Here is a 14121-nt window from a genome sequence, read left to right as displayed (position 1 = left end):
CCCCATGCGCGCCATCGTCTGCACGCGCTACGGCGCGCCGGATGTGCTGGAGTGGGCCGATCTGCCCACGCCCGAGCCCGCACCGCACGAGCTGCGCGTGCGCGTGCTGACCACCACCGTGAACAGCGCCGACTGGCGTGTGCGCGCCCGCGCCCTGCCCCCGGGCTTTGGCCTGCTGGGCCGGCTGGCGCTGGGTTGGCGGGGCCCGCGCCGCCCCGTGCTGGGCAGCGAGTTTGCGGGCATCGTCGATGCGGTGGGGCCCGCAGTGCGGCGCTTTCGGGTGGGCGATGCCGTGTTCGGTTTCTCCGGTGGGCGCATGGGATGCCACGCCGAATACGTGTGCGTCGCTGAGCACGGCCCGGTGGCCGCCATTCCGCAGCGCCTGGGGCTGGAGCACGCCGCCGCCATGTGCTTTGGCGGCAGCACCATGCTGGACTTCTACCGGCGCGCACGCCTGGGCGCGGGCGAGCATGTGCTGGTGCTCGGCGCAAGCGGCACCGTGGGCACCGCCGCCGTGCAACTGGCGCGCATTCTGGGCGCGCGCGTCACGGCCGCCTGCAGTGCACCGCGCCGGGCGCTGATGCACCGGCTGGGCGCGCAGCAGTGCATCGACCCCCATGCTGAACCGATGGCGCAGCAGACGGAGCGCTACGACGTGGTGGTGGACTGCCACGGCGGCCGTGGCGTGGTACCGCTGCTGCAGCTGCTGAACCCCGGCGGGCGCCTGCTGCTGCTCACAGCCACGCTGGCCGAACTGCTGGCTGCCCCCTGGCTTGGTCGGCTGCAGGGTCTGCGTGTGGTGGCAGGCCCCGCCGAAGAGCGTGCGGACGACGTACAGGAGCTGGCACGCCTGTCGGCGCTGGGTCTCTACACCCCCGTGGTGGGCGCAGTGCTGCCCTGGTCGGCATTCCGCGAAGCCCATGCCCGCGTGGAGGACGGCCACAAATGCGGCAGCCTGGTGCTGCGGGTAGAACCGCTTGACGACGCTACCGCGCCGATCCACAAACAAGCCTTGCCGCCGAATGCCCGCCCGACCCGGCCGGACACTGCAGGCAACATAGCACCTGCCGCACCCGCTGAAGCCCACGCCCCATGCACCCTGCCCCCTACGCGCTGATCCTGGACGACCACCCGCTGGTGGCGCGTGGCATGGCCGAGTTTCTGCGGGCCCTGCTGCCCGACACCGAGGTGCTGGCGCTCGAAGGCATGGCCTGCCTGGAGACCACCTTGACCCAGCGGGGCGCACCGCAACTGGCGATCGTGGATTTCTGGCTGGCCGACGGCGCGGCCCTGTCGGCACTGCAGGCGCTGCGCCTGCACTGCCCGGGCACCCCCGTGGCGGTGGTCAGCGGCGACGACGACCCGCAGATCGTCGAGCGCGCACGCGCAGCCGGTGCGCGCGGTTTTTTACACAAGCAGGAGTCTCCTGACACTTTTGCCACTGCTCTGCAGCGCTTGCGTGCTGGCGAGTCCTGGTTTCCCGCCTCTTTCGCTGCCACCGCAGCACCCCGAGCACGAGAGCTGCCTGTCACCCCGCAAGAGCTGGGGCTGTCGCTGCGGCAAGGAGAAGTACTGGCCCGGGTGCTGCAGGGGCAGCCCAACAAACGCATTGCGCAGGCGCTCGACATCTCGGAGGCCACCGTCAAGGAACATGTGACTGGCATCCTGCAAAAGCTGGGGGTGCGTACGCGGGTGGAGGCGATCACACACCTGCGGGGCCGCCAACTGGTTCTGCCCAACGACGCACGATGAGTACCGTGGCCGAGCTGAGTGACACGCCCGCCGCAGAAGGCGATCGGATCACGCCGGGGGGCAGGCTAGAACTGCTGGAAACCTCTTTTGCGCGCCTGCGCCTGAGCGTGCTGACGATGACCCCCATGGGGGCGCTGATGGGCGCTCTGCTGCACTGGCATGGCGGCGATGGCTGGGTCCTGTGGGTCTGGGGGGCAGCCTACGCGGTGGTCGCATTGGGTGTGAACATGGTGCGCCGACGCTATCGCCAGGACAAAGGCTGGCAGTCCCCTGAGGCGCAACTGGCGCGGTGGATGCCGCGCATGCATGCCCTGGCCATCGGGCATGGTGTGGGCCTGTCGCTGACCGTGGTCCTGTGCATCGGCCACTCCCCGCCGCAGTTCATGCTGCTGCTGCACGTCACGTTGCTGGCCATCCTGACCGTGAATGCGGCCCAGATGCCAGCCGTGCTTTCGATCTACCGCTGCTTCTTTCTGGGCACGGTGGGCATCGTGCTGCTGAGCCCCTGGACTTTTCCGGAGTATTCCTATTTTCTGGTGCCCATGGCGCTGGTGATGTCGGTGGTGATCGACCGCAGCGCGCTGCAAGCCCATCGCTTCTTCGTGCGCCAGGTGGCGCTGGGCGAGCACAGCCGTGACCTGGCCGTGCGCTACCGTGCGGCCCGGGACGCTGCGGAGGTGGCCTTGGCCGAGAAGAACCGCTTCATCAGCACCGCCGCTCACGACCTTCGCCAGCCCGTACATGCGATTGCCTTGCTGACCGAGGCCGTCGTGCTGCGCAACCGCGACCCGTCGCTGGCTGAACCCCTGAGCGATCTGCGCCACAACCTGCGGGCCGTGCAGCGCATGTTCGACTCGCTGCTCGACCTCTCGAAGATCGAATCGGGCACCCTCGCACTGCGCCCTCAGCCGGTGCTGCTCGCGCCACTGCTGGACGATCTGTTGCTGCAGTTCACCCCTGAAGCCCGCGCCCGCGGCCTGGCGCTGCGACTGCGGCCGCCCCCCACGGGGGCCACGGTGCGGGCCGACGACCCGCTGCTGCGCCAGTCGCTGGCCAACCTGGTGCACAACGCGCTGCGCTATACGCCGCAGGGTGGGGTGCTGGTGGGCGTTCGCAAGCGTGGGACTTTCTGGCGCATCGAGGTGTGGGACACAGGCCTGGGCGTGGCCCTCGAAGACCAGGGCCGCATCTACCAACCCTTCTACCGGCCCGAACATGCCTGGAGCATCCACCGCGAGGGCCACGGCCTGGGGCTGGCAGTGGTGGCGCGCTGCGCACACCTGATGGGGGCACAGCATGGCCTGCGCTCGCGCCTGGGCCGCGGCTCGTGCTTCTGGCTACAGCTTGAAGCCACCACGGCACCGAATGCGGTGCCCGCCAGTTCGCCGGTTCCGCTGCCAGGGGCTCTGCCGCTGCAGGGCCGCTGCCTGGTGCTGGACGACGACCCGCATGTGCTGCACGCCTGGAGCACCTTGTTGGCCAGCTGGGGGTTGCAGTGTGTGCTGGCATCAGACGCGAGCGAAGCCTTTGCGCGCGTGGAGGCAGACGCACCGCCCGACGTGATCCTGTGCGACCAACGGCTGCGTTCAGGCGAAAGCGGCTTCGACATCCTGCGCGCACTGCTGGCGCAATACCCCGACGCGCACGGCGCGCTGGTGAGCGGCGAATTCGACGCACCCGAGCTGGCCGACGCCGAGGCCGAGGGCTATCTGGTGCTCAAAAAACCGGTGGACGTCGCGCAGCTGCAGGGCCTGCTGCTGCAATGGCTGCCGCAGCGGGCCACGCCTGCCGGGCGCAGCGCACCGGCAGAACATCCGGGCTGACGCATCGCGCGAGGGCCTGGGCCCATGCGCAACGAACCCAGGGCTCCCCAGGGCTTACAGCAGCGCGCCGGGCTTTTCGCCGCGCTCGTACACCACATGGGCGCGGCCCACGATCAGCGGGTCGAGCTTGCCAATCGCCTCGGGGGCCTTGTTGGCGTAAGGCAGCTTGTGCAACACGTAGCGCATGGCGTTCAGGCGTGCGCGCTTCTTGCAGTCGCTCTTGATCACCGTCCAGGGGGCGTCGGCCGTGTCGGTTTCAAAGAACATGGCCTCTTTGGCGCGTGTGTAGTCGTCCCACTTGTCGAGCGAAGCCAGGTCCACGGGGCTCAACTTCCACTGCTTGAGCGGGTGCACCTGCCGCTCCTTGAAGCGGCGGCGCTGCTCGGCCTGGCTGACGGAGAACCAGAACTTGACCACATGCACGCCGCTGCGCACCAGGTGACGCTCGAACTCGGGCGCCTGGCGCATGAACTCGTGGTATTCGGCGTCGGTGCAAAAGCCCATCACGCGCTCGACGCCCGCGCGGTTGTACCAGCTGCGGTCGAACATGACGATCTCGCCCGCCGTGGGCAGGTGCTGGATGTAGCGCTGGAAGTACCACTGCCCGCGCTCGACCTCGCTGGGCTTTTCGAGCGCCACCACGCGCGCGCCGCGCGGGTTCAGGTGTTCCATGAAGCGCTTGATGGTGCCGCCCTTGCCTGCGGCGTCGCGTCCTTCGAACAGGATCACCACGCGCTGGCCGGTCTCTTTGACCCAAGCCTGCAGCTTGAGCAGCTCGACCTGCAACTGGTACTTCTGCGCCTCGTAGGTGGCGCGGCGCATCAGGTGCTTGTAGGGGTAGCCGCCGTCGCGCCAGTCGGGCGCCAACTCGTCGTCGGGGTGGCCCTTGGTGGGGCGCTCGTCTTCGGGGGCTTCGCCATCGGCCCAGAGCAGGCGGCGCAGCATCACGCGGTCGTCTTCGGATGCGCCTTCGATCAGCGTGAGCAGCGCGGTGGCCCGTTCGGCCGGGGCCAGCGCGGCGTTGGCCAGCAGGCCCTCCACGGCCGCACGCTGGCGGCCCTGGGCGGCGCGCGTGGCTTCGCGCGGGGCGGCGGCGCGGACGGCCTTGCTGTCGCGCAGGCCCAAGGTGTCGCCCTGCGCCACGCGGCGCGGGCGTTCGGCCGCACGGGGCGTGCGGCGTGGGGCCGGGGCGGTAGGCACCAGGGCGGCAGCAGCCGGGGTGGCGGGGGTGGGGGCGGTGTCGCGTGCGCTCATGTCACGATTCTGTCACCCGCCCCTGGCGGGCAAAAGGGGTGGCGCGACCCCACCTGCAGGGCGCTTGCGCCAGATCAAGATTGCCGCGCGTCAAGCCAGCGCGCGCTGGATCAGGATCTTCTGCACGTCGCTCGTGCCTTCGTAGATCTGGCACACGCGCACGTCGCGGTAGATGCGCTCCACCGGGAAGTCGGCCACCACGCCGTAGCCGCCCAGCGTCTGGATGGCGGCGCTGCACACGCGCTCGGCCACTTCGCTGGCAAACAGCTTGGCCATGGCGGCTTCCTTCAGGCAGGGGCGGCCTGCGTCGCGCAGCGCGGCGGCGTGCCAGATGAGCTGGCGCGCGGCTTCGAGCTGTGTGGCGCAGTCGGCCAGCCGGAAGCCCACGGCCTGGTGGTTGAAGATGGCGGTGCCGAAGCTCTCGCGCTCTTTGGCGTACTGCAGCGCCACGTCGAACGCGCTGCGCGCCATGCCCACGCTTTGCGCGGCAATGCCGATGCGGCCGCCTTCGAGCGCCGACAGCGCGATCTTGTAGCCCTCGCCTTCGGCGCCGATCAGGTTCTCGGCGGGCACGCGGCAGCCTTCAAACAGGATCTGCGCGGTGTCGCTGCTGTGCTGGCCGAGCTTGTCTTCGAGCCGCGCCACGGTGTAGCCCGGCGTGTCGGTGGGCACGAGGAAGGCACTCATGCCCTTCTTGCCCGCGGCCTTGTCCGTCACGGCGATCACGATGGCGAGCTGGCCGTTCTTGCCGCTGGTGATGAACTGCTTGACGCCCTGGATCACGTACTCGCCGCCTTCGCGCGTGGCGGTGGTGCGCAGGGCCGAGGCGTCGGAGCCCACATGCGGCTCGGTCAGGCAGAACGCGCCCAGCATCTCGCCGCGGGCCAGCGGAGCCAGCCAGCGCTGCTTTTGCGCTTCGCTGCCGTAGCGCATCAGGATGGCGTTGACCGGGCAGTTGGTGACGCTGATGGCGGTGCTGGTGCCACCGTCGCCAGCCGCAATTTCTTCGAGCACCACGGCCAGGCTCACGTAGTCGAGCCCGGCACCGCCGTACGACTCGGGCACGCAAATGCCGTAGGCACCCAGCGCCGCGAGGCCGCGGTGGGCTTCACGCGGGAAGTGGTGCTCCTTGTCCCAGCGCGCGGCGTGGGGCCAGAGCTCGGCCTGGGCAAACTCGCGCACGGCGTCGCGGATCATTTCCTGGTCTTGGGTCAGCAGCATGGGGTGTCTCCGGAATAGGGGTTCGGGTCAAAAAGCGTGTGTCACCAGTGCGCGGCCCGCCGGCCGTCGTGGTGCAGCAGGCGGCCGCTGTCGGCCGGGGTGACGCTGGCGAGCACGGCCCGCAGGCCGCGCACGCTCTCTTCGGGGGTGAGGGGTGCCTGCGCACCCCCCATGTCGGTCTGCACCCAGCCGGGGTCGAGCGTGCAGAGCACGGCGCGCGGGTAGTCGAAACGCGCCGCCGCCACGGCCATGTTGAGAGCGGCCTTGCTGGTGCGGTAGAGCCAGGCGTTGCTGCCCGGCACGCTGCCGATCAGCGACATGGACGACGACAGAAAGCCGAACACGCCGCCCGCGGCCTCGACCAGCGGGCCGACCTGGGGCAGCACCTGCATGGCCCCGAGCACGTTGGCGTGCATGACGGCGTCAAAGTCCTGCTGCGTGGGCGGCGTGGTGGCGCCCGGGCGGCGCATCACGCCCGCCACGTACAGCGCGAGCGGCAATGCCTCGCCGTCAAGCTGCCAGGCCAGACCGCTCACGCTGGCGGGGTCGGCCACGTCGCAGCGCAGCACCTCGGCCCCCAGCGCCCGCAGGCGGGCCAGGCCCGCGTCGTCACGCGCGGTGGCGATCACGCGGCGGCCTTCGTCCAGGTACTGGCGCACCAACTCCAGGCCCAACCCGCGCGAGGCGCCGATGACCAGCGTGGCGGGGCGGCTCATGGGTAGGCTCCAGGGAGGTGGGTTTGGGGTGTTTTCATGCGCTCATCCAGCGAAATCAAGCACAAGCAGCTACCAAATTCATAGCAAATAGCAGGACTGGCCGCATGACCAGAGCGCTGTGCAGGCGCCGCGGGGCCAGGCCGCCTGCGCCGTCTGGGCGGGGCCACAGCGGCGGCACCCTGGCACCGCCCTGCGAGCCATTTAAGGCGTTTTGGGCCTACAGCCTAGCAAAATCAAGCACGAGCAGCTATCAAAAACAGAGCATTCCGAAGCCCCCCACCGCCCGCCAGGGACGATGGCCCGGGCCTCGGGCCGATGCGGCTTAGACCAGCTCCAGCGCCATGGCCGTGGCTTCGCCGCCGCCGATGCACAGCGTGGCCAGGCCCTTCTTCTTGCCGCGCGCCTGCAGCGCGTGCAGCAGCGTGACGATGATGCGGGCGCCGCTCGCGCCAATCGGGTGGCCCAGCGCGCAGGCGCCGCCGTTCACGTTGACCTTCTCGTGCGGCACCTTCAGGTCGGCCATCAGCGCCATGGGCACCACGGCGAAGGCTTCGTTGATTTCCCACAGGTCCACGTCGTCGACCTGCCAGCCGGCTTTTTTCAGCGCCTTCTGCGTCGCGCCCACGGGGGCGGTGGTGAACCATTCGGGCTCTTGCGCGTGGGTGGCGTGGGCGACGATTTTTGCCAGCGGCTTGCAGCCCAGCGCCTGCGCGGTGGACTGGCGCATCAACACCAGCGCCGCAGCGCCGTCGTTGATGCTGGAGCTGGCGGCGGCGGTGATGGTGCCGTCCTTCTTGAACGCTGGCTTGAGCGTGGGGATCTTGTCCAGGCGGATCTTGAGCGGGCCTTCGTCCTGCGCCACGGTGACTTCGCCCTTGCGGGTGGTGAAGGTCACGGGCGTGATCTCGGCGGCAAATGCGCCCGACTGGATGGCCTGCTGCGCGCGCTGCACGCTGGCCATGGCAAAGGCGTCCTGCTGCTCGCGCGTGAACTGGTACTTGGCGGCGCAGTCTTCGCCAAAGGTGCCCATGCTGCGGCCGGCCTCGTAGGCGTCTTCCAGTCCGTCGAGCATCATGTGGTCGAAGATCTTGTCGTGGCCCATGCGGTAGCCGCCGCGGCCCTTCTTGAGCAGGTAGGGCGCGTTGGTCATGCTCTCCATGCCGCCGGCCACCATCACGTCGCGGCTGCCGGCCACAAGCTGGTCGTGCGCGAGGATGGTGGCTTCCATGCCCGCGCCGCACATCTTCGACAGCGTGACGGCGCCGGTGCTGCGCGGCAGCCCGCCCTTGAAGCCCGCCTGGCGCGCAGGGGCCTGGCCCTGGCCGGCCATCAGGCAGTTACCGAACAGCACTTCATCGACCTTCTCGGGCGCCACGCCTGCGCGCGCCACGGCGGCCTTGATGGCGGCGCCGCCCAGGTCGTGCGCGGCCAGGTCGGAAAACTCGCCCTGGAACGCGCCCATGGGGGTGCGGGCTGCGCCGACGATGACGATGGGATCAGAAGCCATGTGCTTTCTCCTTGAAGGGGTGCGATGAAAGAAGGGTGGGTGGGCGCCGCACATACGCCGCGGGCCGGGCCATGCGACAGCAGGGGTGTGCGGCGGTCAGGGGCATGGCAGGGACGTCAGGCGGCTGCCGTGGCGGGCGCCTGCGGCGGGTGCGCAAAGCGGCGCTCGGGGTCGTACGGGAACACGTCGTGCACGTGGCCGGCCTGGATGCGCTCTTTGTGCGCCTGCCAGAAGGCCGGGTCGAGCAGGTCGCCGTGGTGCTGCATGAACACGTCGCGCACGGCGGGGTTGCCCAGCAGGAAAGGGCCGAAGGTTTCGGGGAACACGTCCTTGGGGCCGACGCTGTACCAGATCTCGCCGGACATTTCGTCTTCTTCGTTGCGCGGCGCGGGCACGCGGCGGAAGTTGCAGTCGGTCAGGTATTCGATTTCGTCGTAGTCGTAGAACACGACCTTGCCGTTGCGCGTGATGCCGAAGTTCTTCCAGAGCATGTCGCCCGGGAAGATATTGGCGGCCACCAGGTCTTTGATGGCATTTCCGTACTCGACCACGCTGCGCTCCATCTGCTCGCGCGCACGCGTGTCCTGCAGGCCGGTGTCGAACGCTTCTTGCAGGTAGATGTTCAGCGGGATCATGCGGCGCTCGATGTAGAGGTGCTTGATGATCACTTCCTGCTGGCCGTCGCCGTCGCGGTCGCTGATTTCGAGCTGGCTGGGCGCGAACTTCTGGATCTCGGCGATCAGCTCGTCGTCAAAGCGCTCACGCGGAAAGGCCACCTCGCTGTATTCGAGCGTGTCGGCCATGCGGCCCACGCGGTCGTGCTGCTTGACCAGCAGGTACTTGCCCTTGATCTGCTCGCGCGTGGTGTCTTTTTGGGGCGGGTAGTAGTCCTTGATGATCTTGAACACGAACGGGAAGCTCGGCAGGTCGAACACCAGCATGACCATGCCCTTGATGCCGGGCGCAATGCGGAACTTGTCGCTCGAATGGCGCAGGTGGTAGAGGAAGTCGCGGTAGAACAGCGTCTTGCCCTGCTTGGCCAGGCCCAGCGCGTTGTACAGCTCGGCGCGTGGCTTGCGCGGCATGAGGCTGCGCAGGAACTGCACATAGGCGCTGGGGATTTCCATGTCCACCATGAAGTAGGCGCGCGCAAAGCTGAAGAGCATCTGCAGGTCGTCTTCGCCGAACAGCGCGGCATCGATCACCAGCTTGCCCTGCGGGTTGTGCAGGATGGGCAGCGCAAACGGCAGCTCGTTGAAGCCGTTGATGACCTTGCCCACCACGTACGCGCCCTTGTTGCGAAAGAACAGGCTGGAGAGCACCTGGATCTGGAAGTTGGCGCGCAGCTTGACGTTGCCGATGCGCCGCTGGATAGCCGCCAGCACGAAGCCCGTGTCGCGCGAGAGATCTTCAAACTCGCGCTGGAGCTGGAAGTTGTCCACGATGCGCGTGAGCGTCTCGTGCATGGTGTCGCGCGAGGGGTAGTACGAGCGGTAGGTGGGTCGCGCGGCGGGCTCGTCGTTTTCGATGTATTCGGTGCTGACCGCGGGGCGCACGAAGATGAAATCGTTGTGGAAGTGCGTGCGGTGCAGGATCTTGGTGGTGACCGAGTTGAAGAAGGTCTCGGCCAGCTCAGGCTGGTGGTGGTTCACCAGCAGGCCGATGTAGTGCAGCTTGACCTGGTGCCAGACCTCCATGGGCTGCTCGCCCGCGCGGAACTCCTTCTCCAGCCGCAGCGTGCATTCCTTCACGCGCAGGTCGTAGAACTCGATGCGCTCGCGCTGCGCACGTTGCTGGCCGTGCCAGTCGGCGGTTTCAAAGCGGTGCTTGGCGCGGGCCGATTCGGTGCGGAACAGGCGGTAGTGGCGGTTGAAGCCGTCCATCATCGCCTTGGCGATGTCGTAGGCTTGGGGGGCGTCCAGTCGCTGCGGAAACATGGGTTCTCCTGGGGCTCGGTGCAAAGCGCTGATCATCGCGCCTTCAGGCGCTGCGGCGCACGGCGGCCACACCTTCGATGGCGGCTTTGTAGAGCGCGTCCAGCCCTTGCGTGCCAGCCACGGTCATGTGAAGGTCGTTGATCAGGCCGTCTTTGAGGCCGTAGCACCAGCCGTGCAGCGTGACCGGCTGGCCGCGCGCCCAGGCGTCCTGTACCACGGTGGTCTGGGCAATGTTGACCACCTGCTCGATGGCGTTGAGCTCGCACAGCACATCCAGACGCGCCGCCTCGGGCACGGCCGCGATCAGCGCGCGGTGGCGGTCGCGTACGTCCTTTACATGGCGGATCCAGTTGTCGGCCAGGCCCACGCGCGCATCCTGCAGCGCGGCGCGCACACCGCCGCAGCCGTAATGGCCGACCACCATCAGGTGCTCCACATGCAATTGATCGACTGCGTACTGGATGGTCGAGAGGCAGTTCAGGTCGGTGGGCACGACCACATTGGCCACGTTGCGGTGGACGAAGACCTCGCCCGGCTCCAGCCCGGTGATCTGGTTGGCCGGCACGCGGCTGTCGGAACAGCCGATCCACATGTACTTGGGCTGCTGCTGCGCCATCAAGTTGGTGAAGAAGCCGGGCCGGTCGCGCTCCATCTGCGCCGCCCAGGCGCGGTTGTGGGCAAAGAGGTCTTGGATATCGGACATGGCGCGATTCTGGGGCACGCCCGCCTCCCGCCTGCGGCGCCAACGGCGCACGCGGGAGGCTGGCGTGCGCCCTGGGCCTTACATGGTCTCGGCGAACAGCTCGCGGCCAATCAGCATGCGGCGGATTTCGCTGGTGCCAGCGCCGATCTCGTACAGCTTGGCATCGCGCCACAGGCGGCCCAGCGGGTATTCGTTGATGTAGCCGTTGCCGCCGAAGATCTGGATGCCCTCGCCGGCCATCCAGGTGGCCTTTTCGGCGCACCAGAGGATGACCGAAGCGCAGTCCTTGCGCACCTGGCGCACGTGTTCGGTACCCAGCAAATCGAGGTTCTTGCCCACCGTGTAGCAGAACGCCCGGCCGGCCTGCAGCACGGTGTACATGTCGGCCACCTTGCCCTGGATGAGCTGGAACTCGCCAATGCTCTGGCCGAACTGCTTGCGGTCGTGGATGTAGGGCACCACGTTGTCCATCACGGCCTGCATGATGCCGATGGGGCCTGCGGCCAGTACGGCGCGTTCGTAGTCGAGCCCGCTCATGAGCACGCGGGCGCCGTTGTTCAGCCCGCCCAGGATGTTTTCAGCCGGCACCTCAACGTTTTCAAACACCAGCTCGCCGGTGTGGCTGCCGCGCATGCCCAGCTTGTCGAGCTTTTGTGCGATCGATAAGCCCTTCATGCCCTTTTCGATCAGGAAGGCCGTGACGCCGCGCGCGCCCAGCTCGGGCTCGGTCTTGGCATAGACCACCAGCGTGTCGGCGTCGGGGCCGTTGGTGATCCACATCTTGTTGCCGTTGAGCAGGTAGTAGCCGCCCTTGTCTTCGGCCTTGAGCTTCATGCTGATGACATCGGAGCCGGCGCCGGGTTCGCTCATGGCCAGTGCGCCCACGTGTTCTCCGCTGATCAGCTTGGGCAGGTACTTCTGGCGCTGGGCTTCGCTGCCGTTGCGCTTGATCTGGTTCACGCACAGGTTGCTGTGCGCGCCATATGACAGGCCGACGCTCGCGCTGGCACGGCTGATTTCTTCCATGGCCACCATGTGGGCCAGGTAGCCCATGTTGGCGCCGCCGTACTCCTCGGGCACCGTGATGCCCAGCACGCCCAGATCGCCCATCTTGCGCCAGAGGTCCATCGGGAACTGGTCGGTCTTGTCGATCTCGGCCGCGCGAGGCGCGATCTCGGCCTGCGCGAAGTCGCGCACCGCGTCGCGCAGGGCGTCAATGTCTTCACCGAGTTGAAAGTTCAGGCCTGGAAGGCTCATGGAAGTCTCCTTGGAATGGAATGGAAGTGGGCAGTGGTGCGCCGGGCGGCATCGCAGGCGCTTCGGGAGGTCGGGCCAGCATGCCCAGACCACGGGGTTTGGGGCGGTGGGGTCGGCCCTTGCCAGCAGGCCGACAGCAGCGTGCGGCGCGACGGTGCAGACGCGATGCGGGCGGTGTGCATGGCTTATCCCTGCACGCCATCACGGCCCACCACGGCCATGAGCGTGCAATGCATGGTCGCCACCAGATGCTCCTGATCGCCTTGCAGTGCAAAGGCTTGGCCCTCGCACACCGTAATGGTGCGGCCCGGTTTGATCACACGGCCTTCCATGCGAAAGCGCTCGCCGCGCGCCGGTGCCAGCAGGTTGATCTTGAATTCAATGGTCAGCACGGCTGCGTCTTGAGCCATGAGCGTGAAGCCTGCGTAACCGCAGGCCGAATCCAGCGCAGTGGACACCACACCGGCATGCAGAAAGCCGTGCTGCTGCGTCAGCCCAGGAGCCCAGTCGAGGGCTATGTCCACCGCGCCCGGCTCAATTCGGGTCAGCTTCGCGCCCAGCGTGTGCATGACGCCCTGGCGCGCAAAGCTGGCGCGCACGCGCTCGGCATAGTCGGCGCAGCGGGGCTCGAAAACAGGGCGCATGATCCTTTTGATTTACGTTTACGTAAACGTCAATTATGCGCGATTTTGCTTTTTTCGCTTTTGGTCAGCAGACTTCGCGCCTCCTTCTCGTGCTCGCGCACTTCGTCCAGCGTGGCCTGAAGCTCTGCCATCTGGGCCTCCAACTGGGCGCGGTGCACGGCCAGCACATCCAGAAAACGGCGCAATTGCACGCCGGTGTCGCGCGGGCTGTCGTAGAGGTCGATGATTTCCTTGGCCTCGGTCAGGGACAGTCCAAGGCGCTTGGCCCGCAAAGTCAGCCGCAGACGCGTACGGTCGCGTGCACTGTAGACGCGGTTGCGTCCGCCGGGGCCGGTGCGCTCGGGCTGTATCAAGCCCATGTCCTCATAGAAGCGAATCGCGCGCGTGGTGAGATCGAACTCTTTGGCGAGATCGCCGATGCTGTAGGTGGTGGCCATGAAAATGGGGGCTTCCGATTGCGGGATCACGCGTGCGACAGGGAAATGCGCAGGCGTTTTTACAATGGGGCAACCCATGACGTTTACGTTAACGTCAATCCTAACGGATTCACCATGTACGCATCCACTGGTTCCGCACCGCTTCACTACCCGTTTGGCACGCAACTGCCTGAGCGCGGCAGTTTTCTAGAGGTGGCCCCAGGAATCCGCTGGATCCGGATGCCTCTTCCCTTCGCGCTGGACCATATCAACCTTTGGCTTTTACGCGACGCCATTGACGGGCGTGAGGGCTGGACGCTGGTGGATTGCGGCGCAGACACCGCAGACACCCGTGCAGCGTGGGAACAGATCATCACGAATGGGCTCGACGACTTGCCCATCCTGCGGGTGGTGGTGACGCACATGCACCCTGATCACATCGGCCTGGCCCATTGGCTGTGTGATCGCTTCCACGCCCCGCTGTGGATCAGCGTGCTCGATTACCACGTAGCCCGCATCGGGGTGTATGACCAGGATGGCTTCGGTGGCGAGTCTGGTATCGCGTTCTATCGACAACACGGCTTTCACACACCAGAGTTCGTGGAACACGTCCGCGCAAGGCGCCGATACTACCCAGGCTTGGTGCCGTCCTTGCCGAGGCAGTTTGAGCGCCTTGCAGACGGCTACGCGGTGCGTGTGGGACAGGATCAATGGGATGCGATCGACGGCTACGGGCACGCTCCCGAGCACATCATGCTGCATTGCGCTGACCGGCATATCTTGATCAGCGGAGACATGGTTCTCCCGACGATATCGACGAACGTAAGCGTGCACGCAATGGAGCCGCATGGAGATCCGTTGGGGCTGTTCCTGAAGTCGCTCAAGCGGTAC

General features: G+C 67.2%; 13 protein-coding genes. 4 read left to right on the top strand and 9 right to left on the bottom strand.

Annotated elements, in window-relative coordinates:
- Positions 1 to 4 precede the first annotated feature (4 nt).
- The 3 genes from ABD866_RS08090 to ABD866_RS08080 are packed head-to-tail and all read left to right on the top strand — an operon-like array spanning position 5 to position 3575.
- Positions 5 to 1117 carry an NAD(P)-dependent alcohol dehydrogenase gene (locus tag ABD866_RS08090; RefSeq protein ID WP_345063072.1) on the top strand — a complete coding sequence of 371 codons (1113 nt, stop codon included), beginning with the start codon at positions 5 to 7 and terminating at the stop codon, positions 1115 to 1117.
- A complete protein-coding gene (locus ABD866_RS08085; protein WP_345063069.1) occupies positions 1093 to 1752 on the top strand; it encodes a LuxR C-terminal-related transcriptional regulator in 660 nt (219 codons plus the stop codon). Before ABD866_RS08090 ends, ABD866_RS08085 begins: the two co-directional genes overlap by 25 nt.
- The gene (locus ABD866_RS08080; RefSeq protein ID WP_345063066.1) at positions 1749 to 3575 is read left to right on the top strand and encodes an ATP-binding response regulator; all 1827 of its coding nucleotides are present in this window, start codon (positions 1749 to 1751) and stop codon (positions 3573 to 3575) included. The genes ABD866_RS08085 and ABD866_RS08080 overlap by 4 nt, the downstream gene beginning before the upstream one ends.
- Positions 3576 to 3629: 54 nt before the next feature.
- Here ABD866_RS08080 and ppk2 read toward each other — a convergent pair whose 3' ends face one another.
- From ppk2 to ABD866_RS08035, 9 genes are all read right to left on the bottom strand, one after another.
- Positions 3630 to 4829, bottom strand: coding sequence for a polyphosphate kinase 2 (gene ppk2, locus ABD866_RS08075; RefSeq protein WP_345063063.1), 1200 nt, complete (start codon positions 4827 to 4829; stop codon positions 3630 to 3632).
- Positions 4830 to 4919: 90 nt separating this feature from the next.
- Entirely contained in the window at positions 4920 to 6050 is a 1131-nt protein-coding gene (locus tag ABD866_RS08070) for an acyl-CoA dehydrogenase family protein (protein WP_345063060.1), read from the bottom strand.
- A 41-nt stretch (positions 6051 to 6091) separates the two neighbouring features.
- On the bottom strand, positions 6092 to 6766 hold the full coding sequence (locus ABD866_RS08065) for an SDR family oxidoreductase (protein ID WP_345063057.1): 675 nt from the start codon (positions 6764 to 6766) through the stop codon (positions 6092 to 6094).
- Positions 6767 to 7088: 322 nt separating this feature from the next.
- Entirely contained in the window at positions 7089 to 8273 is a 1185-nt protein-coding gene (locus ABD866_RS08060; RefSeq protein ID WP_345063055.1) for an acetyl-CoA C-acyltransferase, read from the bottom strand.
- A gap of 116 nt (positions 8274 to 8389) precedes the next feature.
- Complete coding sequence (aceK, locus tag ABD866_RS08055) at positions 8390 to 10210, bottom strand: bifunctional isocitrate dehydrogenase kinase/phosphatase (RefSeq protein ID WP_345063052.1); 1821 nt, start codon at positions 10208 to 10210, stop codon at positions 8390 to 8392.
- A gap of 43 nt (positions 10211 to 10253) precedes the next feature.
- Positions 10254 to 10913 carry a carbonate dehydratase gene (gene can / locus ABD866_RS08050; protein ID WP_345063049.1) on the bottom strand — a complete coding sequence of 220 codons (660 nt, stop codon included), beginning with the start codon at positions 10911 to 10913 and terminating at the stop codon, positions 10254 to 10256.
- Between the two features lie 78 nt (positions 10914 to 10991).
- The gene (locus ABD866_RS08045) at positions 10992 to 12170 is read right to left on the bottom strand and encodes an isovaleryl-CoA dehydrogenase (protein ID WP_345063047.1); all 1179 of its coding nucleotides are present in this window, start codon (positions 12168 to 12170) and stop codon (positions 10992 to 10994) included.
- Between the two features lie 185 nt (positions 12171 to 12355).
- Complete coding sequence (locus tag ABD866_RS08040) at positions 12356 to 12814, bottom strand: PaaI family thioesterase (RefSeq protein ID WP_345063045.1); 459 nt, start codon at positions 12812 to 12814, stop codon at positions 12356 to 12358.
- A 29-nt stretch (positions 12815 to 12843) separates the two neighbouring features.
- A complete protein-coding gene (locus ABD866_RS08035) occupies positions 12844 to 13251 on the bottom strand; it encodes a MerR family transcriptional regulator (protein WP_345063042.1) in 408 nt (135 codons plus the stop codon).
- A 114-nt stretch (positions 13252 to 13365) separates the two neighbouring features.
- Here ABD866_RS08035 and ABD866_RS08030 point away from each other — a divergent pair.
- A partial coding sequence (locus ABD866_RS08030; RefSeq protein WP_345063039.1) for an MBL fold metallo-hydrolase occupies positions 13366 to 14121 on the top strand: 756 nt, incomplete at its 3' end.

The sequence above is a fragment of the Acidovorax lacteus genome (assembly GCF_039540375.1).
In the GTDB taxonomy this organism is placed as follows: domain Bacteria; phylum Pseudomonadota; class Gammaproteobacteria; order Burkholderiales; family Burkholderiaceae_C; genus Acidovorax_G; species Acidovorax_G lacteus.
Note: the sequence above shows the minus strand (reverse complement) of the source record. Positions and strands in the feature narration are given on the sequence as shown.

Excerpts from the sequence above, each read along its gene's own strand:
- ABD866_RS08090 (WP_345063072.1), top strand. The coding sequence starts at position 5 with ATGCGCGCCATCGTCTGCACGCGCTACGGCGCGCCGGATGTGCTGGAG.
- ABD866_RS08085 (WP_345063069.1), top strand. The coding sequence starts at position 1,093 with ATGCACCCTGCCCCCTACGCGCTGATCCTGGACGACCACCCGCTGGTG.
- ABD866_RS08080 (WP_345063066.1), top strand. The coding sequence starts at position 1,749 with ATGAGTACCGTGGCCGAGCTGAGTGACACGCCCGCCGCAGAAGGCGAT.
- ppk2 (WP_345063063.1), bottom strand. The coding sequence starts at position 4,829 with ATGAGCGCACGCGACACCGCCCCCACCCCCGCCACCCCGGCTGCTGCC.
- ABD866_RS08070 (WP_345063060.1), bottom strand. The coding sequence starts at position 6,050 with ATGCTGCTGACCCAAGACCAGGAAATGATCCGCGACGCCGTGCGCGAG.
- ABD866_RS08065 (WP_345063057.1), bottom strand. The coding sequence starts at position 6,766 with ATGAGCCGCCCCGCCACGCTGGTCATCGGCGCCTCGCGCGGGTTGGGC.
- ABD866_RS08060 (WP_345063055.1), bottom strand. The coding sequence starts at position 8,273 with ATGGCTTCTGATCCCATCGTCATCGTCGGCGCAGCCCGCACCCCCATG.
- aceK (WP_345063052.1), bottom strand. The coding sequence starts at position 10,210 with ATGTTTCCGCAGCGACTGGACGCCCCCCAAGCCTACGACATCGCCAAG.
- can (WP_345063049.1), bottom strand. The coding sequence starts at position 10,913 with ATGTCCGATATCCAAGACCTCTTTGCCCACAACCGCGCCTGGGCGGCG.
- ABD866_RS08045 (WP_345063047.1), bottom strand. The coding sequence starts at position 12,170 with ATGAGCCTTCCAGGCCTGAACTTTCAACTCGGTGAAGACATTGACGCC.
- ABD866_RS08040 (WP_345063045.1), bottom strand. The coding sequence starts at position 12,814 with ATGCGCCCTGTTTTCGAGCCCCGCTGCGCCGACTATGCCGAGCGCGTG.
- ABD866_RS08035 (WP_345063042.1), bottom strand. The coding sequence starts at position 13,251 with ATGGCCACCACCTACAGCATCGGCGATCTCGCCAAAGAGTTCGATCTC.